We start from the raw sequence: 19,393 nt of genomic DNA on the forward strand, positions 1-19,393 counted from the left end.
TATTCGTCACGAATTTGAGGAGGTTGCCGCCATTTATCATTTGATCGATAAAATCGCGTACCGCAATGTTTTGCTTGAACTTCGAATGATTATTTTGGCTGAAACTATTAGGCCGGATCTTTCAATACATTGGACGTTGTAGGGCGCGCCAATGAGCGCGGAACCAAGCGTTCCCTACGGCAGGAATATTGGTGACGTTCGTGCTTTTCGTAGACGATCTTTTGAAGTCCCTTAATTACTATCCTTCTCATAATTAAGCTTTATCCGTTGCGATGTGCCGGTCTGCGTTTCAACATTCAAGCTCTTGGTCAGCTTGCGCTTTAATACCAATACAACCTGTTGATTAAACAAACCGACTTTGGTGCCCACATACAAATTCGGCGTCAGGTACTGGCCTACTGAAGCCAGCGTATCCTGTAGCGTTTTTCCCTGTTCGACTTGAATTTCACCTACGCCCAATTTGTCGGAAATCCATGAGGCTTTACCGGCACCGTAAGATAACGCGGCGGCGGCAACCGCATTGCCTTCCGATTTGCTGACTTCGTTTAACGGCCCGCCGGTAATCAAATAGGCCAGCACTTCTTCTTCCGGCAAGTCAGGTTCGGAAGATAAATGCGTTTTCGGCGCATCCAGCGGGCCGGTCACGCTGAGAATAGCGGTCACGCTTTTATCTTTTGAAACACGTACGGCTTCCACGTCCAACCAGGGCTTATCGACCGGGCCGTTAAAAAGGATACGTCCTGTACGGACGCTAAGGTCCTGCCCGTAACTTTTATAAGTCGCCTTATCCATGTTGACATTGCCATACATGGCCGTTGTTTCTCCGGTCTTGGTCATTTTCAATTTGCCGGACAGATTGCTTTTCAGTCCTTGGCCTGAAAAGCTGACTTGTTTGCCGAGCTCGATATCGACATCGGCATCGAGAGGGATTGCTTTCACCGGGTTTTGTTCGGTTTTTTGTTCGCCGAGAATCACTTCGTCGCTACTGACTTTTACCGAATTCTCAGGGAGTTGAGTAAGCTGCAAGATTGCTTTGGGTATCTTTAACTTGCCGGTCACTTTGCGCTGGTCCGCGCTAAATATCCCTTTTAATTCCGGTGAAACGGTTACTTGCGCTTCCGATAATTTAGCTACCTCAAAATCCGTTCCGTTCAGCGTTAGCTCGGCAGCTCCTTGCAAATTCGCAAAGCCGTCGAGCTGGATTGAACCTTGCCCCGATTTTGCCGAACCGCTGAGTTGAATGCGCTCGGCATCGTTGGCGGATGCAAGCGCCTGGAGTTCGATGTCCCGGATTCCGAGCCCCAGCTCTGCAAAATCGACAGCTCCCCCGGTGAACCGTAGCGCTCCGCTGACAATGGGTTTGTCGGTGCGGCCTTGTAAAGCTAAATCCGCTTTAAGCTCGCCTTTAATGTTCGATAGCTGAGGAATAAAAGGATTCAAAAAGGCAAAGTTAAGCACCGAGCCTGTTATCCGTCCGGCCAAAGCCCTATCCAGCCCGGTATCCAGTTGCACTTGCCCGCGCAGATAATCCTTGCCGGTCAGGGCCAGGTCGAAATCGGCTGAAACCAGCGTTTCCTTCAGTTGGCCCGATACCGACCATGCACCCAAGGTAAAATCAATCGGCCCTTGCTGGGTCTGTAACAGCAGCTTTGCGTTTGCGGGCATCGTCACCCGGAAATTGCCGTTCAGCGAACCCTGTTGCTTTTGCATGTCCGCATCGGCATTGATAAAACCTTTTAGCTGCATGGTCTCCGGTAAGAAAGCTTGCATCAAGCCTGTCGGCAATGCGGTCGCGTTAGCTTTAAATTGAAAATCGCCGTCGGCCGGGTAATGCCCTTGTACGCAAAGATCGGCGCCTTGCTGAGTTAAACAGGCTTTTGCCAAGGTGATATCCATACCGGCAGGGCTTTTTGCCACTCGGGCAACCAGGTTATTGCTAAGCTGCCAGCGTCCGGCATCGCGGGTATTCAAATCCAGTTTCGACACATCGCCCTGCCAGACATCGTTTTTGAAACTGCCGGTCAACGCGCTGGATAGATCGCCGTAAGAAGAATCGATATCGGCTGTAAAACGATGCTGCTCGAGCGTACCCAAACCGTCAATCAGCAGTTTTGCAATTTGAACGCCGCCGGTTTTGATCGCATTGGCGGACAGTTGTATTTTTGAGGTACGTTTTGTATCGGCTTGATAATCGATATTAACGGCCAACTGCTCGGCGCTGTATTCGGCAAAATGCAAACGCTTGCCGCCGGCCTGAAATTTCACCGACGGATTAAGCCACGCGCCTTGCAGATTCCCCTTTCCTTTCAAGCTTCCGCCCAGGCCCGGCCATAGCGATTCCAAAGCCGGGGCGTCGATAGCGACAATAAGAGTCGCTTGCTCTTGTCCCAGCGTTCCGTTGACAGCCACTTTATTCTTTCCCGAAACAAGCTGTAGCGCATCGACTTTCAGCTGTTCGTCGGCCAAAGCCAGCTTGCCGCTTGCGCTGACCGGATAACCGCGTAATTTGCCGGACAGCTTGTTAATCTCGGCATCCAATTGTAATGCGGCTCCGGCCAGTTTGCCTTTGACATGCGTATTAAAAGTCAGGCTGCCGGGAAGTTCCGGTAACAGGATGGCCGGATTAAAATCCTGCCCGCTTGCGGTCAAATCGAAAACGGTAGCGTCTTTCCAGGACACATCGCCGACGAGCTGAAATGCCCCGGCCGTCGATTTGAGTTCCAGTTCTTTAATGGACAACGCCTCGGTGCTGCCTTGGCCGTTAAACGTTAATTGGGCTTTCGGCAAAGACAACGGCGTTAGCTGTGCGTTTAGCATGATCCGGTAATCGCTGAGCAAACCGTCCACATCAAGCGTCCCCTGCTCACTGCTGAGTTGCGGTTTACCGCCGCCAAGCGGCCAGTTAAGATTTTGCCAATCGCCATGAGCGTTTATACGCGGCGTATCCTGCAACTGTTCCAGACGGCCTTTTAGGGCTGATTTGAATGGCGATGACAATCGATTATCGAAAGCCAGTTGCTGGATGTCGCCGTTGACTGTCGTTGTCGCTTGCCATAAGCCGTAGTCGGCCGTTGTCGCCTGCCACTCGGCAGTCAGGCTCAATGGAAAGCCCTTGCCCAAGCCTATTTGCCCTTTGACTGTCGCGGTCACCGGTTTGGCGTTAACGTCCAGCGACACGAGATTAACCCGGCCCTGTTCGGTAAACGCGGCCAAATGCAGCTTTTGTAGTTGTTGTCGCTGGTCACCTTGCTGAAATGTAAGATCGGTCAACAGCAGGTTTTCAATCACGATCTGCACCGGCAGGGGTAGCTCGGCATTAAAGTCGAAAGTACTTGGTTCCGAAGGCGCGGTCTCAGTCACGCTGACGCTGACATCATTCAGCGTAATATCGTCAATTTTTAAAGTGCCTGAAAACAGTTCGAAAGGTTGCCAGGCGAACACGAGGTTTTTAACGGCGACCGTTTCCGTGCCGCTTTTGTAGAGCAAATCGGAAAGCACAATACGTTCAAGCAAGCTGCCTTCAATGGTTTTAACTGAAACCTGTGCCGGTAAAGTTGAAAAAACCGTCTGCAACAGCCAGCGGCTGCCGGTTGCGCTGTTCATCAAGCCGAGCAAGCCGACAGGTATCATCAACAGCAGGACTAAGATAATCAGGAGAATGCGCTTCATCATGTTAAAAACGGCGGTTTGTCCACGAAAAGCACGAAAGACACGAAAATGTAGGGCGTGCCGTGCGCGCCTTGGAGATTATTAAGGCGCGCACGGCACGCCCTACGGCAGATAAGCTTCCACTTAAATATTTTCGTGGACAAGCTGTTTTTTTCAACATCATAACCTCGTCCCTGCGGCAAAATGGATTTGAAATGAAGAATCCGATTCACTTAACGGTACCGCGAAATCCAGCCTGACCGGGCCTATAGGCGAATACCACCTGACGCCCAAACCGGCGCCGGTTTTGATCCTGATATTGTCCGGATTATAAGCATTGCCGCCGTCGATAAATGCCGCAACTCCCCAGTTATCGAACAGGTAATGTTCATATTCCGCGCTGACCACGGTTAACAGCTTGCCGCCGATGATATTGCCCAGATTGTCCCTTGGGCCCAGGTCCCTGTAGGCATAACCGCGCACGCTGTTCATGCCGCCGGCGAAGAACCGGTACGATGGCGGCAGCTTGTCGAATTGGTCAACCAGCGTTGCCCCCTGCTCGGCCCGGCCGATAAACCGGGCGCGCCACGGTAACGGGTGCGTCCATACCGCGGCTACCGAGCCCTGCACAAAACTGACCTCGGAAACAGGATTTTTATAACTGCCTGCCAGGTTGAACTCCAGACGGTAACCTCGGGTTGGCCGCATCGTGCTGTCAGCAACTGAGCGCAGCCAGCTGCCGCCGGGTACTAATAAATAAACCTGGTTGGATGTCGTGCCGATGGTAAAGTCTTCATAAAGCGAGTCGATAAACAGCGTTTGCTTCCAGCCGCTATCGAAGGCGTGCTTTAACCGCGCGGAAAGCTTTGCCGACTTGGAGGTGTAGGTGTTCACTTCTTCCCGTTTAAACCCGCCGCCGAAACTGAAAAAATCGTTGACCGGATCGTCCAGCGGTATGTTGTATTCGGCATCGGCTGTTGAGCGCACCTGAGCAATATCAAGATTTGCAGTAATAAAATGTCCCCGGCGATTGACCCGGCGATTCTTATAAGCCGCATTGACTAAAGGCCCTATGTCGGTATCGTAACCGATGCCGATGCCGTAATGATGGATTTTTGCAGGATAAAGTTTGATGCTGACAGGAACCCGGTTTTGATCGGTATGTTCGGTATCCGGGCGTATTCCTATCCTGTCGAAATAGCCACTTTTCGATAGCGCGGTGTGGGTTTTAGCCAGTTGCTCGCTGGAATAAAAATCGCCGCTTTTCACTGAAATGAATTCACGGACAAAATCGGGATTCAAGACATCCTGTTCGACGGTCACTTCGCCGAATACCCGGCGTTGGCCACTATCGAACACCAGCTTGATCTGCGCCTTGTTGTTGGCTTTGTCGATTAACAACTGTTTTTCCGAAAACCCGGCTTGCAGGTAACCGCGCTCCATCGCCAGCGATTGCAGGCGGCTTTTCATCTTTTCGTAGTCATCGTGGCGCAAAGGCTTGCCGTTTTCAGCCAGCAACTCAGTGCGTAATTTTTGAAACGCAGGATCGTCATCGGCATCGCCGTTCAAGCGGATGGCGACGCCGTCAACAATGGTTCGCGGCCCGGAATCGATCGTAAAAGCCGCTTGCCAGCATTTCGGCTCGAAAACCAGTGATTTTTCAGTCACCGGGTGGTAATAACCCAAAGCCCGTAAGGCCTCATATATTTCGTCATCGGCTTTGTTAAACAAAGCGCGTATTTTCCATTCCGGCGTTTGGCATTGTTCTTTCGCCAACGACAATGTCAGCTGGACATTTTTTTTAGCCTCGCTTTCAAGCCCGTTAACGGTGACGTCCGCATTAGCAGGAGGAGCCGCCATACACAACAGCAGTGTAAACGGCACAATGCAGAAGGTTGCGGGAATGAGCTGAAAGGTACGCACTGCGTACCCTACAAGACTACCAAGACACGTAGATCACGAAGTTTATATTTATTCTTCGTGTTCTTCGTGCCTTCGTGGTGAATAAAAAATCACATTTGGAATAATGTTCTTTCATGGAAATGACCTTATTCAACAACGCCAAATAAAATGACGAACGGGATTGATTGTAACGGCTCACGAACAAAAAGCCGGAGATAATCTTCACCTGCTTCGGCCATAACCCGGCATTGACTGAACAGTTCCTGATAGTACCTTGGCCCTTTTTGCGGCAATTCCAGCCAGGTATCGGCCCCGACATCTTCCGATGCTGTAAGTCCGTTTAATCGGGGTACGACGATAACAGCAATGTTATGTTGATCTTGCCGGGCAAAAGCCAGCAACCGGTCAGCTCCGGCGCCATGGACATTCACTTTCTGGTATTCGCCGTTGCTGAATAACCCGGCATATTGGTGACGAAAGCGTAAAGCCTGCATAACCACAAAAAGCTTGATGCGCCCGTCTTCCATATTTTCCAATAATGAGCTGATAAATTGCAGCCGGTCAAAATCCGTTTCCGCCAACATCGCCTCGATCTCATTTAATAACCGGCTGTTCTTACCGAAGTCGACAGGTCGACGGTTATCGGGATCAACCAAGGTAAATTGCCATAATTCATGGCCTTGATAGATATCGGGCACGCCCGGCGAGGTTATCAATAACACTGCCTGCGCAAGCGCATTATACAAACCGGGTTTCCTGATTCCTTTTTCGAACTCGGTAAAATCATTTAAGAACAATGCACCGGTATTGGCGTCCAGGCATCGGCAAATAAATTGATCGACGGCCAGCTCATATTCTTCATTAGGATCGAGCCACGAGCTGTATTGTTTTGCTTCACGAACCGCCTTAATCATATAACTCCGGATGCGTTGCCGATAATCGGCCGCTTCCGCGTCGGTCAGACTTGTCAGCGGCCAGGTTCCAATCAACACCTGGTAAAACAGGTATTCATCATTGCGCGCAATGACGACTCTGTTCATTTTGGTTTTTTTGGACCTGTTCAAACGTTGCCAGCCTAATACCGCTTCCTGCCATTGCTGGGGTATTTCACTCAACACATTGATTCTTGCCCGCACGTCGGCGCTGTGTTTACTATCGTGAGTGGATAGACATAACAGAGTATGCGGCCATTTCTTAATCCGCTCCAGATTAAAATGATGAAAAGCATTGACCGAGTTTCCGAAGTGCCGCGGATCGCCGCCCACTTCATTTAAAGAAATCAGCCGGTTATATTGATAAAGCCCGGTATCTTCATAACCTTTAGCCATAACCTGCGAAGTGTATTGTTGAAATTTCATTACAAAGTTCAACAAATCCCTGTCTGTCGCCACGGAATTGTATTCCAGAAGCAGAAGGTGCCGGATAAACTCAAACACGGTTTTATCAGCCGCCCCGCTTCGTTGCTTGCCTTGGTCAACCGCCCACTTGATATACTGGCCGTCCTCTTTGCCTACGGTTCGGCTGTTGATATAAGTCCGGTAAACAGGAAAACATGCGATAACTTCCGATAAGGCATTGCGCAATGCATTGAGCGTGTAGTCCCGTGTTTTTGAACTGGCCTCGGCGATTTTGCTCAACAGGTTGGCAAGCACATTCAATTCGCTGGCCAACGCGGTCGTCATCACCTGTTTTTTTGCCTGATACACCAGTTCGTCGAAATCCTGCCGATGGCCTATGAAACGTGCGTAACAATGTGCGAACGATTTTTCTGCGCTGCCATCGATAAACACGCCGTTAACGATATTCGCAAACTCGTAACCGGTAGTGCCGTGAATCGGCCAGTTGTTGGATAAATATTCATAGTTGGCGACAATTTTCTCAGCCACGATATAGATGGGCGGCGTATCCTGATCGGTGCCGGACTTTAAAACAGCCGCAATTTTTTTATTAAGACGCTGATAATAGGCTGCCGGATCATACAAACCGTCCGCATGATCGATACGCAGTCCCTGGATCTTGCCCTGTTCGATAAGCGACAGGATCAATTGATGCGTCGCATCGAATACTTTTTCATCTTCAATACGCAGCCCGGCCAGTTCGTTGATATCAAAAAAACGGCGGTAATTGATTTCGTCGCCGGCAACGCGCCAATAAGCCAGCCGATAAACCTGCTGCTCCAGTAATGCATGTAATTCGCCGTCCTCGCCCGCTATCCGGTTAATTTCCGCTACCCGGAAATTAATAAACTCAGTCAGCAAAGGACTGTCCGCACAAAGCTTGGCGAGCTGTTTTTTAAAGACTTCTTTATCCCGTTTACGTTCTTCTATTTTTTCCTCGGCCCTATCCGTGCGCAAAGGCAATTTGCTGAAACTGTTATCGACGGTCTGGTATTCCATGAACACAGGATCGTCGGCAGTGAAATAATTCAACAACTGTTGGTGTTGCGAGTTCAGGATAAACGGATAAGTTTGCGGATCGACCGGAAACCGGTGCTGATAGTAATAAACGCTAAACTCGCCCTGCTCGGCATCGAAAACCAGTTTCAGTTCCTGCTGTTCCAAGATATTGCCGTAATGGTCGCCGAGCACGGGGAGCAATATTTTATGTTGCAGCGCTTTCTTCACCGGATACCAATCAATATCAAAAAACGAGGCATGACAGGAAGCCTGACCATTCTCCAACACATCCAACCACCAGATATTGTCGCTGCCCATAATCGCCATGTGGTTCGGGACAATATCCGTTACCAAGCCCATCCCGTTCTTATGCAATTCATCGATAAAACGTTCGAAATCTTCATGGCTGCCGATTTCTGGGTTGAGTTCGTTATGGTCGACGATATCGTAACCGTGCGTGCTGCCCGGACGGGCTTTCAGGTAGGGAGAGACATAAAAATGACTGATGCCGAGCCGGCGAAGATAGGCAATAAACCGGGTCGCCTCGGCAAACGTAAACTGCTTGTTAAATTGCAGGCGGTAAGTCGAAACCGGAATGACCGCCTGTCCCGGCTGATTTAGCGGATCAGGCAAAACCGTCATATTAAAATCGGCAGTCACGCTGCTAAGCCTAAAAACAACAATCAGTCCACGAAAGACACGAAAAGCACGAACGCTGTGAATTAATGAATAACATGCACAGGCAAGGGTTCGGCCATTCACAGGACGAGGGATAACATAATCGTCCAGCTTCATCTACCGTAGGGCGTGCCGTGCGCGCCTTAATAATCTCTAAGGCGCGCACGGCACGCCCTACATATCCACTTAAGTTTTTTCGTGCTTTTCGTGCCTTTCGTGGATAAGCCGCTTTTTCGGGAATCATTTTTCGGCTTCCTCTAAATAAAAAACCACTGACCAAGGGCTTAAAAAGCCTTGGCGCAAGTTTTTATCCACTTCGGAATCACTGGCAAACAACACGGTTCCGCGGCAGGCATAATCAATCTTTGCCGATTCGTTGCCAAGATTTGCGACCAACCTTAGCGTTGAAGCATCGTTCAACCGCCATTGCACAGTTAATGCCTTGTCATCAAAAATCAGGTAATGGGCTTGTCCCGCGGCTATTGTTTTTATCCTTGGGGTAATGTGGCAGCGACGAAGTCGCAATAACTCCCGGTGATAGGCCAGCCATTGACGATGCGGCTCCCTGTCCGCTTCATCCCATGCCAATATGGCCGCCCGATAGGTTTGCGCTGCATTGGGCAAAGGTATTTTTAATTGCGATTCTATAGTGTTAAATTCCGGGAATCTGGAAAATTCCTGAAACCGGCCCAAGTTCACGCTATCGCCCAACTCTTCGGGAAAATCCACAAAGTAGGTAAAAGGTCGGCTACAAGCCCACTCCTGTCCCATAAACAACAACGGAAGCGTAGGCGACAGCAATAAAACCGCTGTCGCCGCGCGTAAAGCTTCCGAAGCGCAAAGGCTTGAGATGCGCTCACCCAGTGCCCGGTTACCGATCTGGTCATGGTTCTGTAAATAAGATACAAAAGCCGTCATCGGCAAACCCGAACAAGATTCGCCTCGCCGTTTCCCGTCCCGGTAAGCGGAGCCTTCGCCCTGATAAGCAAAACCCTCGGTTAAACAGCGGCCCAAATGACGTAGAGGCTGTTGGCTATAATCTCGGTAATACCCTGTATTCTCGCCGGTTAACAGGACATGCAAAACATGATGAAGGTCGTCATTCCATTGCGCATCGAAATAACGGTACGGCAAAGACGGATCGTGTCTTAAATAATGAGCGGCATTATTGTCGTTTTCCAATACTAAATAGACAGGACGATCGTATCCCGGCCCCAGCCGGACGGCTTCGACCAGCTCTTCCAGAATATCCGGTGATGAGTCATCAAAAATGGCGTGTATCGCATCGAAGCGTAAACCGTCGAAATGATATTCCTCCAACCAATATAGGGCATTGTGGATAAAGAACCAGCGCACCCAGTGATTATGTTCAAGGTCGAAATTGATAGCATCGCCCCACGGAGTCTGGAAACGATCAGTGAAAAACGGCGGCGCATACAGATACAGATAATTGCCTTCCGGACCGAAATGGTTGTAAACCACATCGTTAAAAACCATCAAGCCTTTCGCATGCGCGGTTGCAATCAGGTCTTTAAGTTCATCGGGCGTACCGTAGCGGCATTCAGGCGCAAACAGCAATACGCCGTCATAACCCCAATTACGTTGACCGGGAAAATCGGCAATAGGCATTAGCTGTATTGCGGTCACACCCAAATCGACCAGATAATCCAGGCGTTTTTTTACCCCCGCAAAAGTGCCTTCTTCACTGAAAGTGCCGACATGCAGTTCATAAAACACGGTCTCTTCCCAAGGCCGTCCTTTCCAGTCATGGTCCTGCCATTGCCAGGCATTGGGATCGATAACCTGGCTGGAACCGTTCACATCCTGAGGTTGATAACGGGAAACGGGATCGGGAATATAGTAGGCTTCATCGATCAGGTATTGGTAATAAAACCCGATACCGGCCAGCTCGGTGGTAATGCCATGCCAGCCATCCGCTTCGGGCGTCATCAATAACCTGAGTTCAGGCGCGCGGCCTTGCAGGCATAGTTCAACCTTGACGGCTCCGGGCGCCCATAATCTAAAGTTAATCTTACCGTCATCCCGGATATGAGTTCCGAACGGCATGGCATGTGATCGATGCACGCTTGACATCGCTAAAGCTCAACTTAATTCGATACGGTCACCTGCGCTATGTTGCAGCGATACCATTAAGGTCAGATGCTCACGTAATTGGCGGGTTAGCAGGAAGTTTTCGCGGACGAACTCTTTCGATTTAACGCCCATTTCCTGCATTTTCTGCTTTTGATTAAACAAGTAACGAATGCGCAACGCAGCTCCTTCCGGCGTGTTGACTAAAAATCCGGTATGAAAATTGATGACCTGTAAACGAATGCCGCCGGTATCGCCGCCGATAACCGGCTTACCTTTCCAAAGCGCTTCGGTTACGGTAAGACCGAAGCCCTCTTTGGTGGATTTTTGCAGCACAATATCAGCAAGCCGTTGTAACGCATTAATGGTGCGATGTGCGTCCGGCGGCAACAGGAGGATTTTAATATTCGGATCATCACCCGCTGCGATGCGCACTTCATCAAGCACGACCTCGCCTTCCGGGTCGTCCGTTGCAGTCCCACCGGCCAGTACCAATTGCAAGGTAGGTATATATTGCCTGGCGAGTTTATAAGCTTTGATAACGCCTACCGGATCTTTAAACCGGTCAAAACGCGAGACCTGCACGATCATCGGCGCATCGGGATCTATGCCGAAACGTATCCGCACAGTATCTAATTCGTCTTGAGCCAAGTCGATGTTTTTGTCGCTTAAAGGATCGATGCTGGGTGGAATAATATAGGCGGGATGCGGCAGCAATTGAACGAACTGCGATAATGAAAAAATACTGGCATCGTATTCACGCACAAACCGGTCTAAAAATCGCCAGGTTCCGCGGTTCGGATGACTGGCGTCGATGTGGCAACGCCAGATCCACTTGCCCTTTCGATTACTGCAATACTTGAGCAGTGCAACCGGCTGCGGATCATGAATAAAGACAAAGTCTGCTTCTTCCAGAATAGTGCACAATTGCTTGGCATTTTGCTCATTCACTTCCAGAAAATGTTTCAGCAAGTTATCGGGAATATTGATTTTGTCACCCTGTATTGCGTTATGCATACTTTTTGTACACTGGTAAAACTCACTATCGCCGGTAATGACTTCCCAGCGCGTATCGATGCCGAGTTCCCGGGAAAGCGGCACAAGTTTCTCCAATATTTCGGCAACACCGCCGCCAACGCGAGTGGAATTGACATGCACGACAGACTTGCCTTTCAACAGTTCCGCCAGTTGTTGCAGATGCCGGATCACATCTGCGCCGGTGACCGCTGCATAAGCCTCTAACATCGTTGTCATGACGCTCGCTCCGAAAAATTGCTTTCAAAGGCGGTTGCCACTTGTTGACGTAATTCCACCAACGTACTGAAATAAGGGTCGATATCGTTTAGCCGGTCAATTAAGGGCTGATAAGTTTCGCCAAAAAAAGTCAGCCATCGACAAAAATCATCCATTTTGTCCGGAGCACGGCGACGGGCATCAATAAAATGGTAAAAGATACTGCTTGCCGACATTCGGGAGATCAGGTCCGACATTGCATGCGGTTCGCTTATTTGGGTGCCGGTATCGAATACCACAATCTGCGAGCGAATAAATTCAAACTGTCGCGTAGCTCGAGTCCATTGCAAATATTCACTTTCTTCCATGCGATCATCGATGTATTCCAGCAGCTGGTAGCGTAATTCATCGATATCATCGAATGAGGTCGGGTCAAGAATGGCCAGTTGTTCCGCCAATTTGGTATCGGAAAGGCCATGGCGCACCCAACTGGCAAAATCGTTGATGTACTCGCGTTCTTCAAAATGCGGCAATAACAGACTCGCCCAAAAATGGTAATACAAGCTATCCGGGCTCAAGGTACTGATATGATCGCGGAATTCTTTTAAGGTATTCGCGCGTCTATGGGTGGCAATTGCGATTAATGCGCAATCTTTTAATGCAAAATGCGGTATTTCCGGTTCGGGTTTAGTATTTATCGTATTCATGTTTAAAATTCCATGCGTTAGAATCAAGTAAATGAATAGCTCAAAATCTTGAGCTTAGAGCCCGGTACGCCGCACCCAATCAGGTGAATGGCCACGATAAAATTTAAAAGCCTTGCATCATGACCATTGGCAAGGCTCCTGTTCCGGCTTGAATCCCTCTGATCAGGAGACCTGATACACTTTACATTTGTGCAGCCGCCTGATTTTTGGGGTAATTCTTCACAAATTCCGCAGCAAAACAAAATACGCCTTATATACAAGCCATTAATATATAAGGCTTTGTAATTCCCACAGCTTTAATTTGAATACATCTGCTCGTAATACTCGATTTTGGCCTCCGCTTCGGTTTTGTCCGCTTTGGCCTTTAATTGATCAATCTTGATGCTATGTTCGCCCGGTTGAGCATCGAATTTATCTTGATGGGCTTCTTTAATGCTCATGATGTTTACCTCAACTACTTATCCTGCTCTGTAAATACGTTAAAAAAACTCTGACGGCCTCCAGAGACAGGCGATGCTCCTTACATGCCGCTCCCCGAAGAAGTCGGCGTCATTGTTTGCGGTGCATCGGTTATAGTGACTTCCACGCGACGGTTTTGCTGACGACCTGCTGCGGTTGAGTTGGTTGCGACCGGATAATCCTTACCCATACCCTGCGCGGTGATACGTTGCGGCGAGACGCCGTTGTTGACCAGGAAAGCACTGACGGCCTCGGCCCGCATTTGTGAAAGATTGGCGTTATATTCCGAAGATCCCCGGTTATCGGTATGTCCCTCAATCTTGACCATTGTGTCGCTATGGTTTTTCAAATACTCCACCAAGGGATACATATTCTGAAGGCTTCCGGCTTTCAGATTAGCACGCCCCGTATCGAACAGTACATCGCCCAATGTCACCAGAATACCTTGCGGAACCTTTTTGGCTTTCAACCTAGCGATTTCAGCATCGCGGGCCTGCAAGCGGACCTGGTCTTTTTGAGCGCTCAATTGTTCAAAGGCTTTTTTCGATTCGGCCTGGCTAGCGACAGCTCGCGCCAAGTCCACCTTTCGGCTGGTTAGATAAGCAAGATGATCCACCTCGTCGGAGTCTTCATCTTCCTTCCAAGAGTCCTCGGCTTGTTGCAGCAGCTTTTCGGCCGCAAACAAATCCGCGGAAGCATCGGCCTTGACTGCCGGGTCGCTTGCCGCTTGCTGATAGTCGTTACGAGCCCGGTCAAGGCTCATATTGGCGGCCGGTGTGCAAGCTGTCATCAACCCGCTCAATAGGACAAGGGAAATACTGGCCAATGATGATAGCTGGAAAGAGATTTGTGGTCGCATGGCATGCCTCCAAGATGGCTGGTTATTGACCTTCGCTTTCACGCGAAGATTCCTGTTTCAAAGCTTCTATCGCCTTTTTCATTTCATCCGCCTGTTGGGCCTCTTTTGCCGCCTCGGCTTTGGCAGCAGCTAAAGTCGCTTCGGCAGTGGCCTCTTCCGCCATTCTGCGCGCCTCATCATTTTCATCATCTTTCACTTTCTCGTTGGCGCGATTGAGCTTGGTACGAGCGCTGCTAAGCAGCTCAGGCTCGTACTGCGATGCCCCGGACCGCTCTGCGTTCTGAATGGTTGTTTCAGCCTGCGACAGCGCATCTTTAGGCGGAGCCGAGCCGCACCCCGCCAGGAACAACAAGCTTGTCAATACTGCCGACGGCCCTAATCTCAACAACGTATTAGCTGTAAACATAATATGCACCTTTTGATGATCTACGGATTCGCAAGAACCCAAGTTACGGATTGGCGTATAGACGTTTTGATGGAAGTCCTGAATATCATTGACCTTTGACATTGTCGGAAATCATCTGATCAGGCCCAGAACGCCGACGATAATAAGATAAATGGCGATGATGTAATTCAATAAGGCAGGCCGGAGAAGTATGAGAATTCCGGCGATAAGCGAGAGAAGTGCTTGTGTATTAACGTACATTGATCCACCTTTCCTTTGTCATGGCTTGAGCTTATGGTTCCTGGTCGGACGCCTCGGAATCAGGCTCAGACTTGGTTGATACTGAAAATATGTTTAATCCTCGTCGATTTTTTAGATTGCTTTTTTATGACGCCTGTTTCGGATTGAAAAAAGCTGTTCCGGCATCCTGATACAGAACTTCTTTCGCGCAAATAAGAAAGCTGAAACCTCCGCCGTTAGCTTTAATGAAGTCATCATCAGGCCAAAAACCTAATCTATCCTCATCAATTACGCGACCAGAATACAAGGTTACGAACCATATTCAATAAGCATGAATACTTAGAGCGCAGGCCATTAAATTTAAGCGTTGTAGGAGCGGGCCATGCCCGCGGCCAAGGAGCTGCAACTCAACAATCACGGTCAAAATATCGCGGGCATGGCCCGCTCCTACAGCATTGAATGTCAAGGCTGGATGTTCTTAATGCGTACCGATTCCTCTGCGGCTCATCAAAACCGGCATTTATAAGTACTTGTACGGATTTATCGGGATTCATAAGCAAGGGATACTTCATTATGAGTTTTAGAGTTTCTCATAAGTCAATTTCATTGGATCTTAACTAAACGGGAAGTGCGATTATGAAAAATCACCCATTAATCTTGGTTTGGCTTGTGTTTTTTTATACAACCGCGTCGGCTATTGAACAAGCCCCCTCTAAGCCGGTTGAGGAAGTGCATCATCGCGTACAGCGGGTGGTGCCCTATTCACTGGACCAAACCTTGCAAACGTTTACCAAAACTGTTCATGGCGGTATTCAGCATGTCGTCGCAAAATCGCCAGACAATACCAAGCAGATAAAATTGATCCAAGAACACTTACTTAAAATTGCCAATGCGTTCAGAAAAGGTGATTTTTCAACGACTGAAAGTGTTCACGGCGCTGATATGCCCGGTCTGGCTCAGTTAAAATTGGCTAAAACCGATGATATAAAATTTGAATATAAAGCCTTAGAAAATGGTGCACAGATCCATTATTCGACCGAGTATCCCCAATTTATTCAGGCTCTTCATCTATGGTTTGACGCCCAACTGAAAGATCACGGTAACGACGTTATACCGGGACATAGTCAGCATCATTCAACAATTGCGGAATAAATGAACGGTAATCATCTATGGCAGCCACAGTCGGCAAATACTCTGAGACTCTTGTCCTGAGTTGCGATAAAAGCCGACTGTACTTTATGAACCGAAAAAAAATAATTAAGCGGCTTGAATAATCAAACTGCAACACTCCGGAATAAGACATTATGCCATTACGTAATCTTGAAACATGGATGTGGGCAGAAGCTTGTGAAATATTGGACCGGGCCGACCGCCTGCATCAGCAATTTTTTAGGAGGGCTGTTATGCACTCCAAACGACCGGCTTGGGAACCGCCGATCGATGTCTACGAAACCGATTATGGGTTCAGAATCATGATTGCGCTACCGGGAGTTGCCCCGGAACATTTGAAAGTGATGCTTGAAGACGACCATTTGACTATTGACGGACACCGCCATTTACCGGACAGCTCAAAAGCGTACATTCGACGCCTGGAAATCCCTTATGGGCGATTTGAGCGGCGCATTGATCTGCCCGAGGGGCGTTTTGAAATCGGCACTAATGAACTGGTGAACGGTTGTTTGTTAATTTCACTGCGAAAAATATAAGGGCTTTTTATGCAAATCAAGGATCTGAAAAATATACTTCTGGGATCAACAACGAATAAGGAAGAGCCGTCTTCAGCGATAACACAGGAAGCTCCGGCGCAATTTCCGCCTGTTCCCAATGACGCGATGATCATTGTGCCTATGCGCGGAACCGTGCTTTTCCCGCAAAACGTTTCTCCGCTGGTGATCGGCCGTAAACTCTCTATTAACGCTGTGCAAGAGGCTGTTCGCTCCGAAAAACCGATCGGATTGCTGATGCAATTGCGCGATAAAGATGAAGAGCCCAATCCTGACGACCTTTATTCCGTCGGTACTGTCGCGGAAATTTTACGTTATATAACGGCGCCTGACGGCACGCATCATGTCATTTGCCAAGGGGTGCAACGCTTTCGGGTACAGGAATTTTTACAGGGCTATCCGTTTCTCGTCGCCCGGATCGAACCTTATGAAGAACCTGAAACAAGTTCCCAGGATGTCGAAGCGCGCGTCATAACGCTCAAACAAAAAGCGCTGGAAGTGCTGGCCCAGACGCAGCAAGTGCCTGATGAACTGATTAATGCGATTCAATCCATCACTTCACCTCCGATGCTGGCCGATTTGGTCGCCAGTTACCTGATATCAAAAGCTGTCGAAAAACAAGAGATACTGGCTCTGTTTGATATACAGGCACGTATCGACAGAATTCTGGAGTTACTCAATTATCAAGTCGAAGTATTAAAAATTTCCAACAAGATCAACGAGCAAACCCAGGAAACGATGGGGCAACGCCAACGCGAATTCGTTTTGCGTGAACAAATGAAGGCTATCCAAAAGGAATTGGGCGAAGAAGAAGGCGGCGCTGCCGAGATTGAAGAAATAAGCAAAGCCATCAGCGCGGCAAAAATGCCCGAAGAGGTGGAAAAACAGGCGCGCAAGGAGCTGGCCCGATTACAGCACATGCCGGATGCCAGCGGTGAATATTCGATGATTCGCACCTACCTTGATTGGTTAACCGAACTGCCCTGGTCGGTCTCAAGCGCGGGCGTTATCGATATCGCAAAAGCCCGTGAAATTCTTAACGAAGATCATTACGGCCTGGATAAAATCAAGAAACGCATATTGGAATTCTTGGCTGTGCGCAAGCTGAACCCCAATGGCAAGAGCCCTATTTTATGCTTTGTCGGACCGCCCGGCGTCGGCAAAACTTCATTGGGTCGCAGCATAGCCCGCGCAACCGAGCGCGAATTTATACGCGCCAGCCTCGGCGGCCTGCATGACGAAGCCGAGATACGCGGCCACCGGCGCACTTATATCGGTGCACTGCCGGGCAACGTTATTCAATCGATACGCAAGGCGGGCACCAATAATCCGGTATTTATGCTCGATGAAATGGACAAAATTGGTTCAGGAGGATTTCATGGCGATCCTTCTTCGGCTTTGCTGGAAGTATTGGATCCCGAGCAAAACTCAACTTTCCGCGATAATTACCTGGCGGTCGCATTCGATCTGAGCCATGTGATGTTTATCGGAACGGCCAATGTATTGGACAGTATTCCCGGGCCTTTGCGCGACCGGATGGAAGTCATTGAATTGACCGGCTACACCTCCGAGGAAAAACTTCAGATTGCCAAACGCTATCTGGTACACAGGCAACAGGAAAGTAACGGTTTAAGCCCCGAGCAATGCACAATTACCGACGACGCGATACTGACCATTATTCAGGACTACACCCGTGAAGCCGGTTGCAGGAATCTGGAGCGCGAGATCGGCTCGGCATTCCGCCACGTAGCGATGCGTATCGCCGAAGGCATTGTCATGAGTGAACAGATCGACAGCGAGCATATTGCGGACATTCTGGGCCCGAAAAGGTTTTACAGCGACGTCGCGATGCGTACCAGCGTTCCGGGCGTTGCTACCGGACTTGCGTGGACACCGGTCGGCGGCGATATTCTTTTTATTGAAGCCACCCGTCTGCCCGGTGACGGCAAGCTTATCCTTACCGGACAGTTGGGCGAGGTCATGAAAGAAAGCGCCCAGGCTGCATTAAGCCTGGTGAAATCGCGCGCCAATGAATTGAATTTAAGCCCGGAAATATTCAAAAAGAACGACATTCATGTTCATGTACCGGCGGGTGCCATTCCTAAAGACGGCCCCAGCGCGGGCGTTGCAATGTTTATTGCATTATTTTCCGCATTTTCCGAGCGCACCGTACACAGCAATGTGGCAATGACCGGAGAAATCAGCCTGCGCGGACTGGTATTACCGGTCGGCGGCATTAAAGAGAAAGTCATCGCTGCGGCCAGAGCGGGGCTAAAAACAGTTATGCTTCCGGCACTGAACAAAAAAGATTTTGAAGAAATACCCGAAGCGGTAAGAAATCAGCTCCGGTTTATCTGGTTGGAAAATGTGGATGACGCATTAAGCATTGCTGTGGAAAATGATCTTAAAACCTAAACCTTCCAATAGACTGATACACGAAAGACAGAAAATTGACCGGTTTTTTTATTACAGCGTTAGGCGGGTAAAACCGCGGTTTAATATCTCGTAAACATTGATATTGAATACTGATTTACACTTTTATTGATTTTTTCGACAGATTGTCTAATCTTTTATTACCAAGATTAAATGGGAGAAAAATCATGAAAGCGGTTATTTTCTTGAAGATGTTATTACGAGTTACCGGATTTGTTCTATGTTGCTCGATGCCTGCGTATGCAGATAGTCAAAAAGCATTTGATCAATCTGATCCACCTTCTGATTTGATACTGACATTACCGGATAAATGGCTTGCGGATGAAAAGATGAACACGTTAAGTAGCTCGGACATGTCGGCACACAATAACAACGAAGCCCAAGCGTTCGCGCTCAAAAAAACGCCGGTTAATGTCGACTGCGATGTCGATGTTATTCAGAACGCAGTAGGCGACATTCCACTCAGCAACCGGCTCTTTGGAGAATGTGATCTTCATTATCATTATTGAAACGCTGCTGTATCCTCGAACTTTCCTCACTTCCTGCCCAGCAGTAATTGCTAAAGTAGTCCCCTCGAACTCAATCCCATGTTATAAGCTAACAATAATCATACCGAATAATTTACTAATTCCTTCAGG

Annotated in this window: 15 protein-coding genes; 5 read left to right on the forward strand and 10 right to left on the reverse strand. The window is 48.9% G+C overall.

Annotated elements, in window-relative coordinates:
• Positions 1-231: 231 nt before the first annotated feature.
• The 10 genes from V7051_RS14030 to V7051_RS14075 form a co-directional block, all read right to left on the reverse strand.
• On the reverse strand, positions 232-3,672 hold the full coding sequence (locus tag V7051_RS14030) for a translocation/assembly module TamB domain-containing protein (RefSeq protein WP_333875799.1): 3,441 nt from the start codon (positions 3,670-3,672) through the stop codon (positions 232-234).
• Positions 3,673-3,828: 156 nt separating this feature from the next.
• On the reverse strand, positions 3,829-5,508 hold the full coding sequence (locus V7051_RS14035) for an autotransporter assembly complex protein TamA (protein ID WP_333875801.1): 1,680 nt from the start codon (positions 5,506-5,508) through the stop codon (positions 3,829-3,831).
• A 188-nt stretch (positions 5,509-5,696) separates the two neighbouring features.
• Positions 5,697-8,606, reverse strand: coding sequence for a malto-oligosyltrehalose synthase (gene treY, locus V7051_RS14040; protein ID WP_333875804.1), 2,910 nt, complete (start codon positions 8,604-8,606; stop codon positions 5,697-5,699).
• Positions 8,607-8,864: 258 nt separating this feature from the next.
• A complete protein-coding gene (gene treZ / locus V7051_RS14045) occupies positions 8,865-10,718 on the reverse strand; it encodes a malto-oligosyltrehalose trehalohydrolase (RefSeq protein WP_333875806.1) in 1,854 nt (617 codons plus the stop codon).
• A gap of 9 nt (positions 10,719-10,727) precedes the next feature.
• Positions 10,728-11,969, reverse strand: a complete 1,242-nt coding sequence (locus V7051_RS14050) for a glycosyltransferase (RefSeq protein WP_333875808.1) — start codon at positions 11,967-11,969, stop codon at positions 10,728-10,730.
• A complete protein-coding gene (locus V7051_RS14055) occupies positions 11,966-12,655 on the reverse strand; it encodes a DUF5752 family protein (protein WP_333875810.1) in 690 nt (229 codons plus the stop codon). The genes V7051_RS14050 and V7051_RS14055 overlap by 4 nt, the downstream gene beginning before the upstream one ends.
• Before the next feature lie 296 nt (positions 12,656-12,951).
• Positions 12,952-13,095: a hypothetical protein gene (locus V7051_RS14060; protein ID WP_333875812.1), complete on the reverse strand. Its 144-nt coding sequence runs from the start codon at positions 13,093-13,095 to the stop codon at positions 12,952-12,954.
• 80 nt (positions 13,096-13,175) lie between these two features.
• Positions 13,176-13,973, reverse strand: a complete 798-nt coding sequence (locus V7051_RS14065) for an OmpA family protein (protein ID WP_333875814.1) — start codon at positions 13,971-13,973, stop codon at positions 13,176-13,178.
• A gap of 22 nt (positions 13,974-13,995) precedes the next feature.
• On the reverse strand, positions 13,996-14,379 hold the full coding sequence (locus V7051_RS14070) for a DUF4398 domain-containing protein (RefSeq protein WP_334181150.1): 384 nt from the start codon (positions 14,377-14,379) through the stop codon (positions 13,996-13,998).
• Between the two features lie 111 nt (positions 14,380-14,490).
• Positions 14,491-14,619 (reverse strand): DUF3096 domain-containing protein, encoded by a 129-nt coding sequence (locus V7051_RS14075; RefSeq protein ID WP_333875816.1) that lies wholly within the window; start codon positions 14,617-14,619, stop codon positions 14,491-14,493.
• 361 nt (positions 14,620-14,980) lie between these two features.
• On the opposite strand from V7051_RS14075, the gene V7051_RS14080 reads away from it, so the two are divergent.
• The 5 genes from V7051_RS14080 to V7051_RS14100 all read left to right on the forward strand — a co-directional run bounded on the left by V7051_RS14080 (position 14,981) and on the right by V7051_RS14100 (position 19,264).
• Positions 14,981-15,124, forward strand: a complete 144-nt coding sequence (locus V7051_RS14080; protein ID WP_333875818.1) for a hypothetical protein — start codon at positions 14,981-14,983, stop codon at positions 15,122-15,124.
• Between the two features lie 110 nt (positions 15,125-15,234).
• A complete protein-coding gene (locus V7051_RS14085; protein WP_333875820.1) occupies positions 15,235-15,750 on the forward strand; it encodes an aspartate carbamoyltransferase in 516 nt (171 codons plus the stop codon).
• Positions 15,751-16,001: 251 nt separating this feature from the next.
• Positions 16,002-16,304: an Hsp20/alpha crystallin family protein gene (locus V7051_RS14090; protein ID WP_333875821.1), complete on the forward strand. Its 303-nt coding sequence runs from the start codon at positions 16,002-16,004 to the stop codon at positions 16,302-16,304.
• 9 nt (positions 16,305-16,313) lie between these two features.
• Positions 16,314-18,737 (forward strand): endopeptidase La, encoded by a 2,424-nt coding sequence (gene lon / locus V7051_RS14095; protein WP_333875824.1) that lies wholly within the window; start codon positions 16,314-16,316, stop codon positions 18,735-18,737.
• Positions 18,738-18,922: 185 nt separating this feature from the next.
• Positions 18,923-19,264: a hypothetical protein gene (locus V7051_RS14100; protein WP_333875826.1), complete on the forward strand. Its 342-nt coding sequence runs from the start codon at positions 18,923-18,925 to the stop codon at positions 19,262-19,264.
• Positions 19,265-19,393 lie beyond the last annotated feature (129 nt).

It is taken from the genome of Methylobacter sp. (assembly GCF_036845245.1).
Taxonomy (GTDB): domain Bacteria; phylum Pseudomonadota; class Gammaproteobacteria; order Methylococcales; family Methylomonadaceae; genus Methylobacter_A.

Bases quoted from the DNA above. Each gene is read 5' to 3' on its own strand.
- V7051_RS14030 (WP_333875799.1), bottom strand. From the start codon at position 3,672: ATGATGAAGCGCATTCTCCTGATTATCTTAGTCCTGCTGTTGATGATA.
- V7051_RS14035 (WP_333875801.1), bottom strand. From the start codon at position 5,508: ATGGCGGCTCCTCCTGCTAATGCGGACGTCACCGTTAACGGGCTTGAA.
- treZ (WP_333875806.1), bottom strand. From the start codon at position 10,718: ATGTCAAGCGTGCATCGATCACATGCCATGCCGTTCGGAACTCATATC.
- V7051_RS14050 (WP_333875808.1), bottom strand. From the start codon at position 11,969: ATGACAACGATGTTAGAGGCTTATGCAGCGGTCACCGGCGCAGATGTG.
- V7051_RS14055 (WP_333875810.1), bottom strand. From the start codon at position 12,655: ATGAATACGATAAATACTAAACCCGAACCGGAAATACCGCATTTTGCA.
- V7051_RS14060 (WP_333875812.1), bottom strand. From the start codon at position 13,095: ATGAGCATTAAAGAAGCCCATCAAGATAAATTCGATGCTCAACCGGGC.
- V7051_RS14065 (WP_333875814.1), bottom strand. From the start codon at position 13,973: ATGCGACCACAAATCTCTTTCCAGCTATCATCATTGGCCAGTATTTCC.
- V7051_RS14070 (WP_334181150.1), bottom strand. From the start codon at position 14,379: ATGTTTACAGCTAATACGTTGTTGAGATTAGGGCCGTCGGCAGTATTG.
- V7051_RS14075 (WP_333875816.1), bottom strand. From the start codon at position 14,619: ATGTACGTTAATACACAAGCACTTCTCTCGCTTATCGCCGGAATTCTC.
- V7051_RS14080 (WP_333875818.1), top strand. From the start codon at position 14,981: ATGCCCGCGGCCAAGGAGCTGCAACTCAACAATCACGGTCAAAATATC.
- V7051_RS14085 (WP_333875820.1), top strand. From the start codon at position 15,235: ATGAAAAATCACCCATTAATCTTGGTTTGGCTTGTGTTTTTTTATACA.
- V7051_RS14090 (WP_333875821.1), top strand. From the start codon at position 16,002: ATGCACTCCAAACGACCGGCTTGGGAACCGCCGATCGATGTCTACGAA.
- lon (WP_333875824.1), top strand. From the start codon at position 16,314: ATGCAAATCAAGGATCTGAAAAATATACTTCTGGGATCAACAACGAAT.
- V7051_RS14100 (WP_333875826.1), top strand. From the start codon at position 18,923: ATGAAAGCGGTTATTTTCTTGAAGATGTTATTACGAGTTACCGGATTT.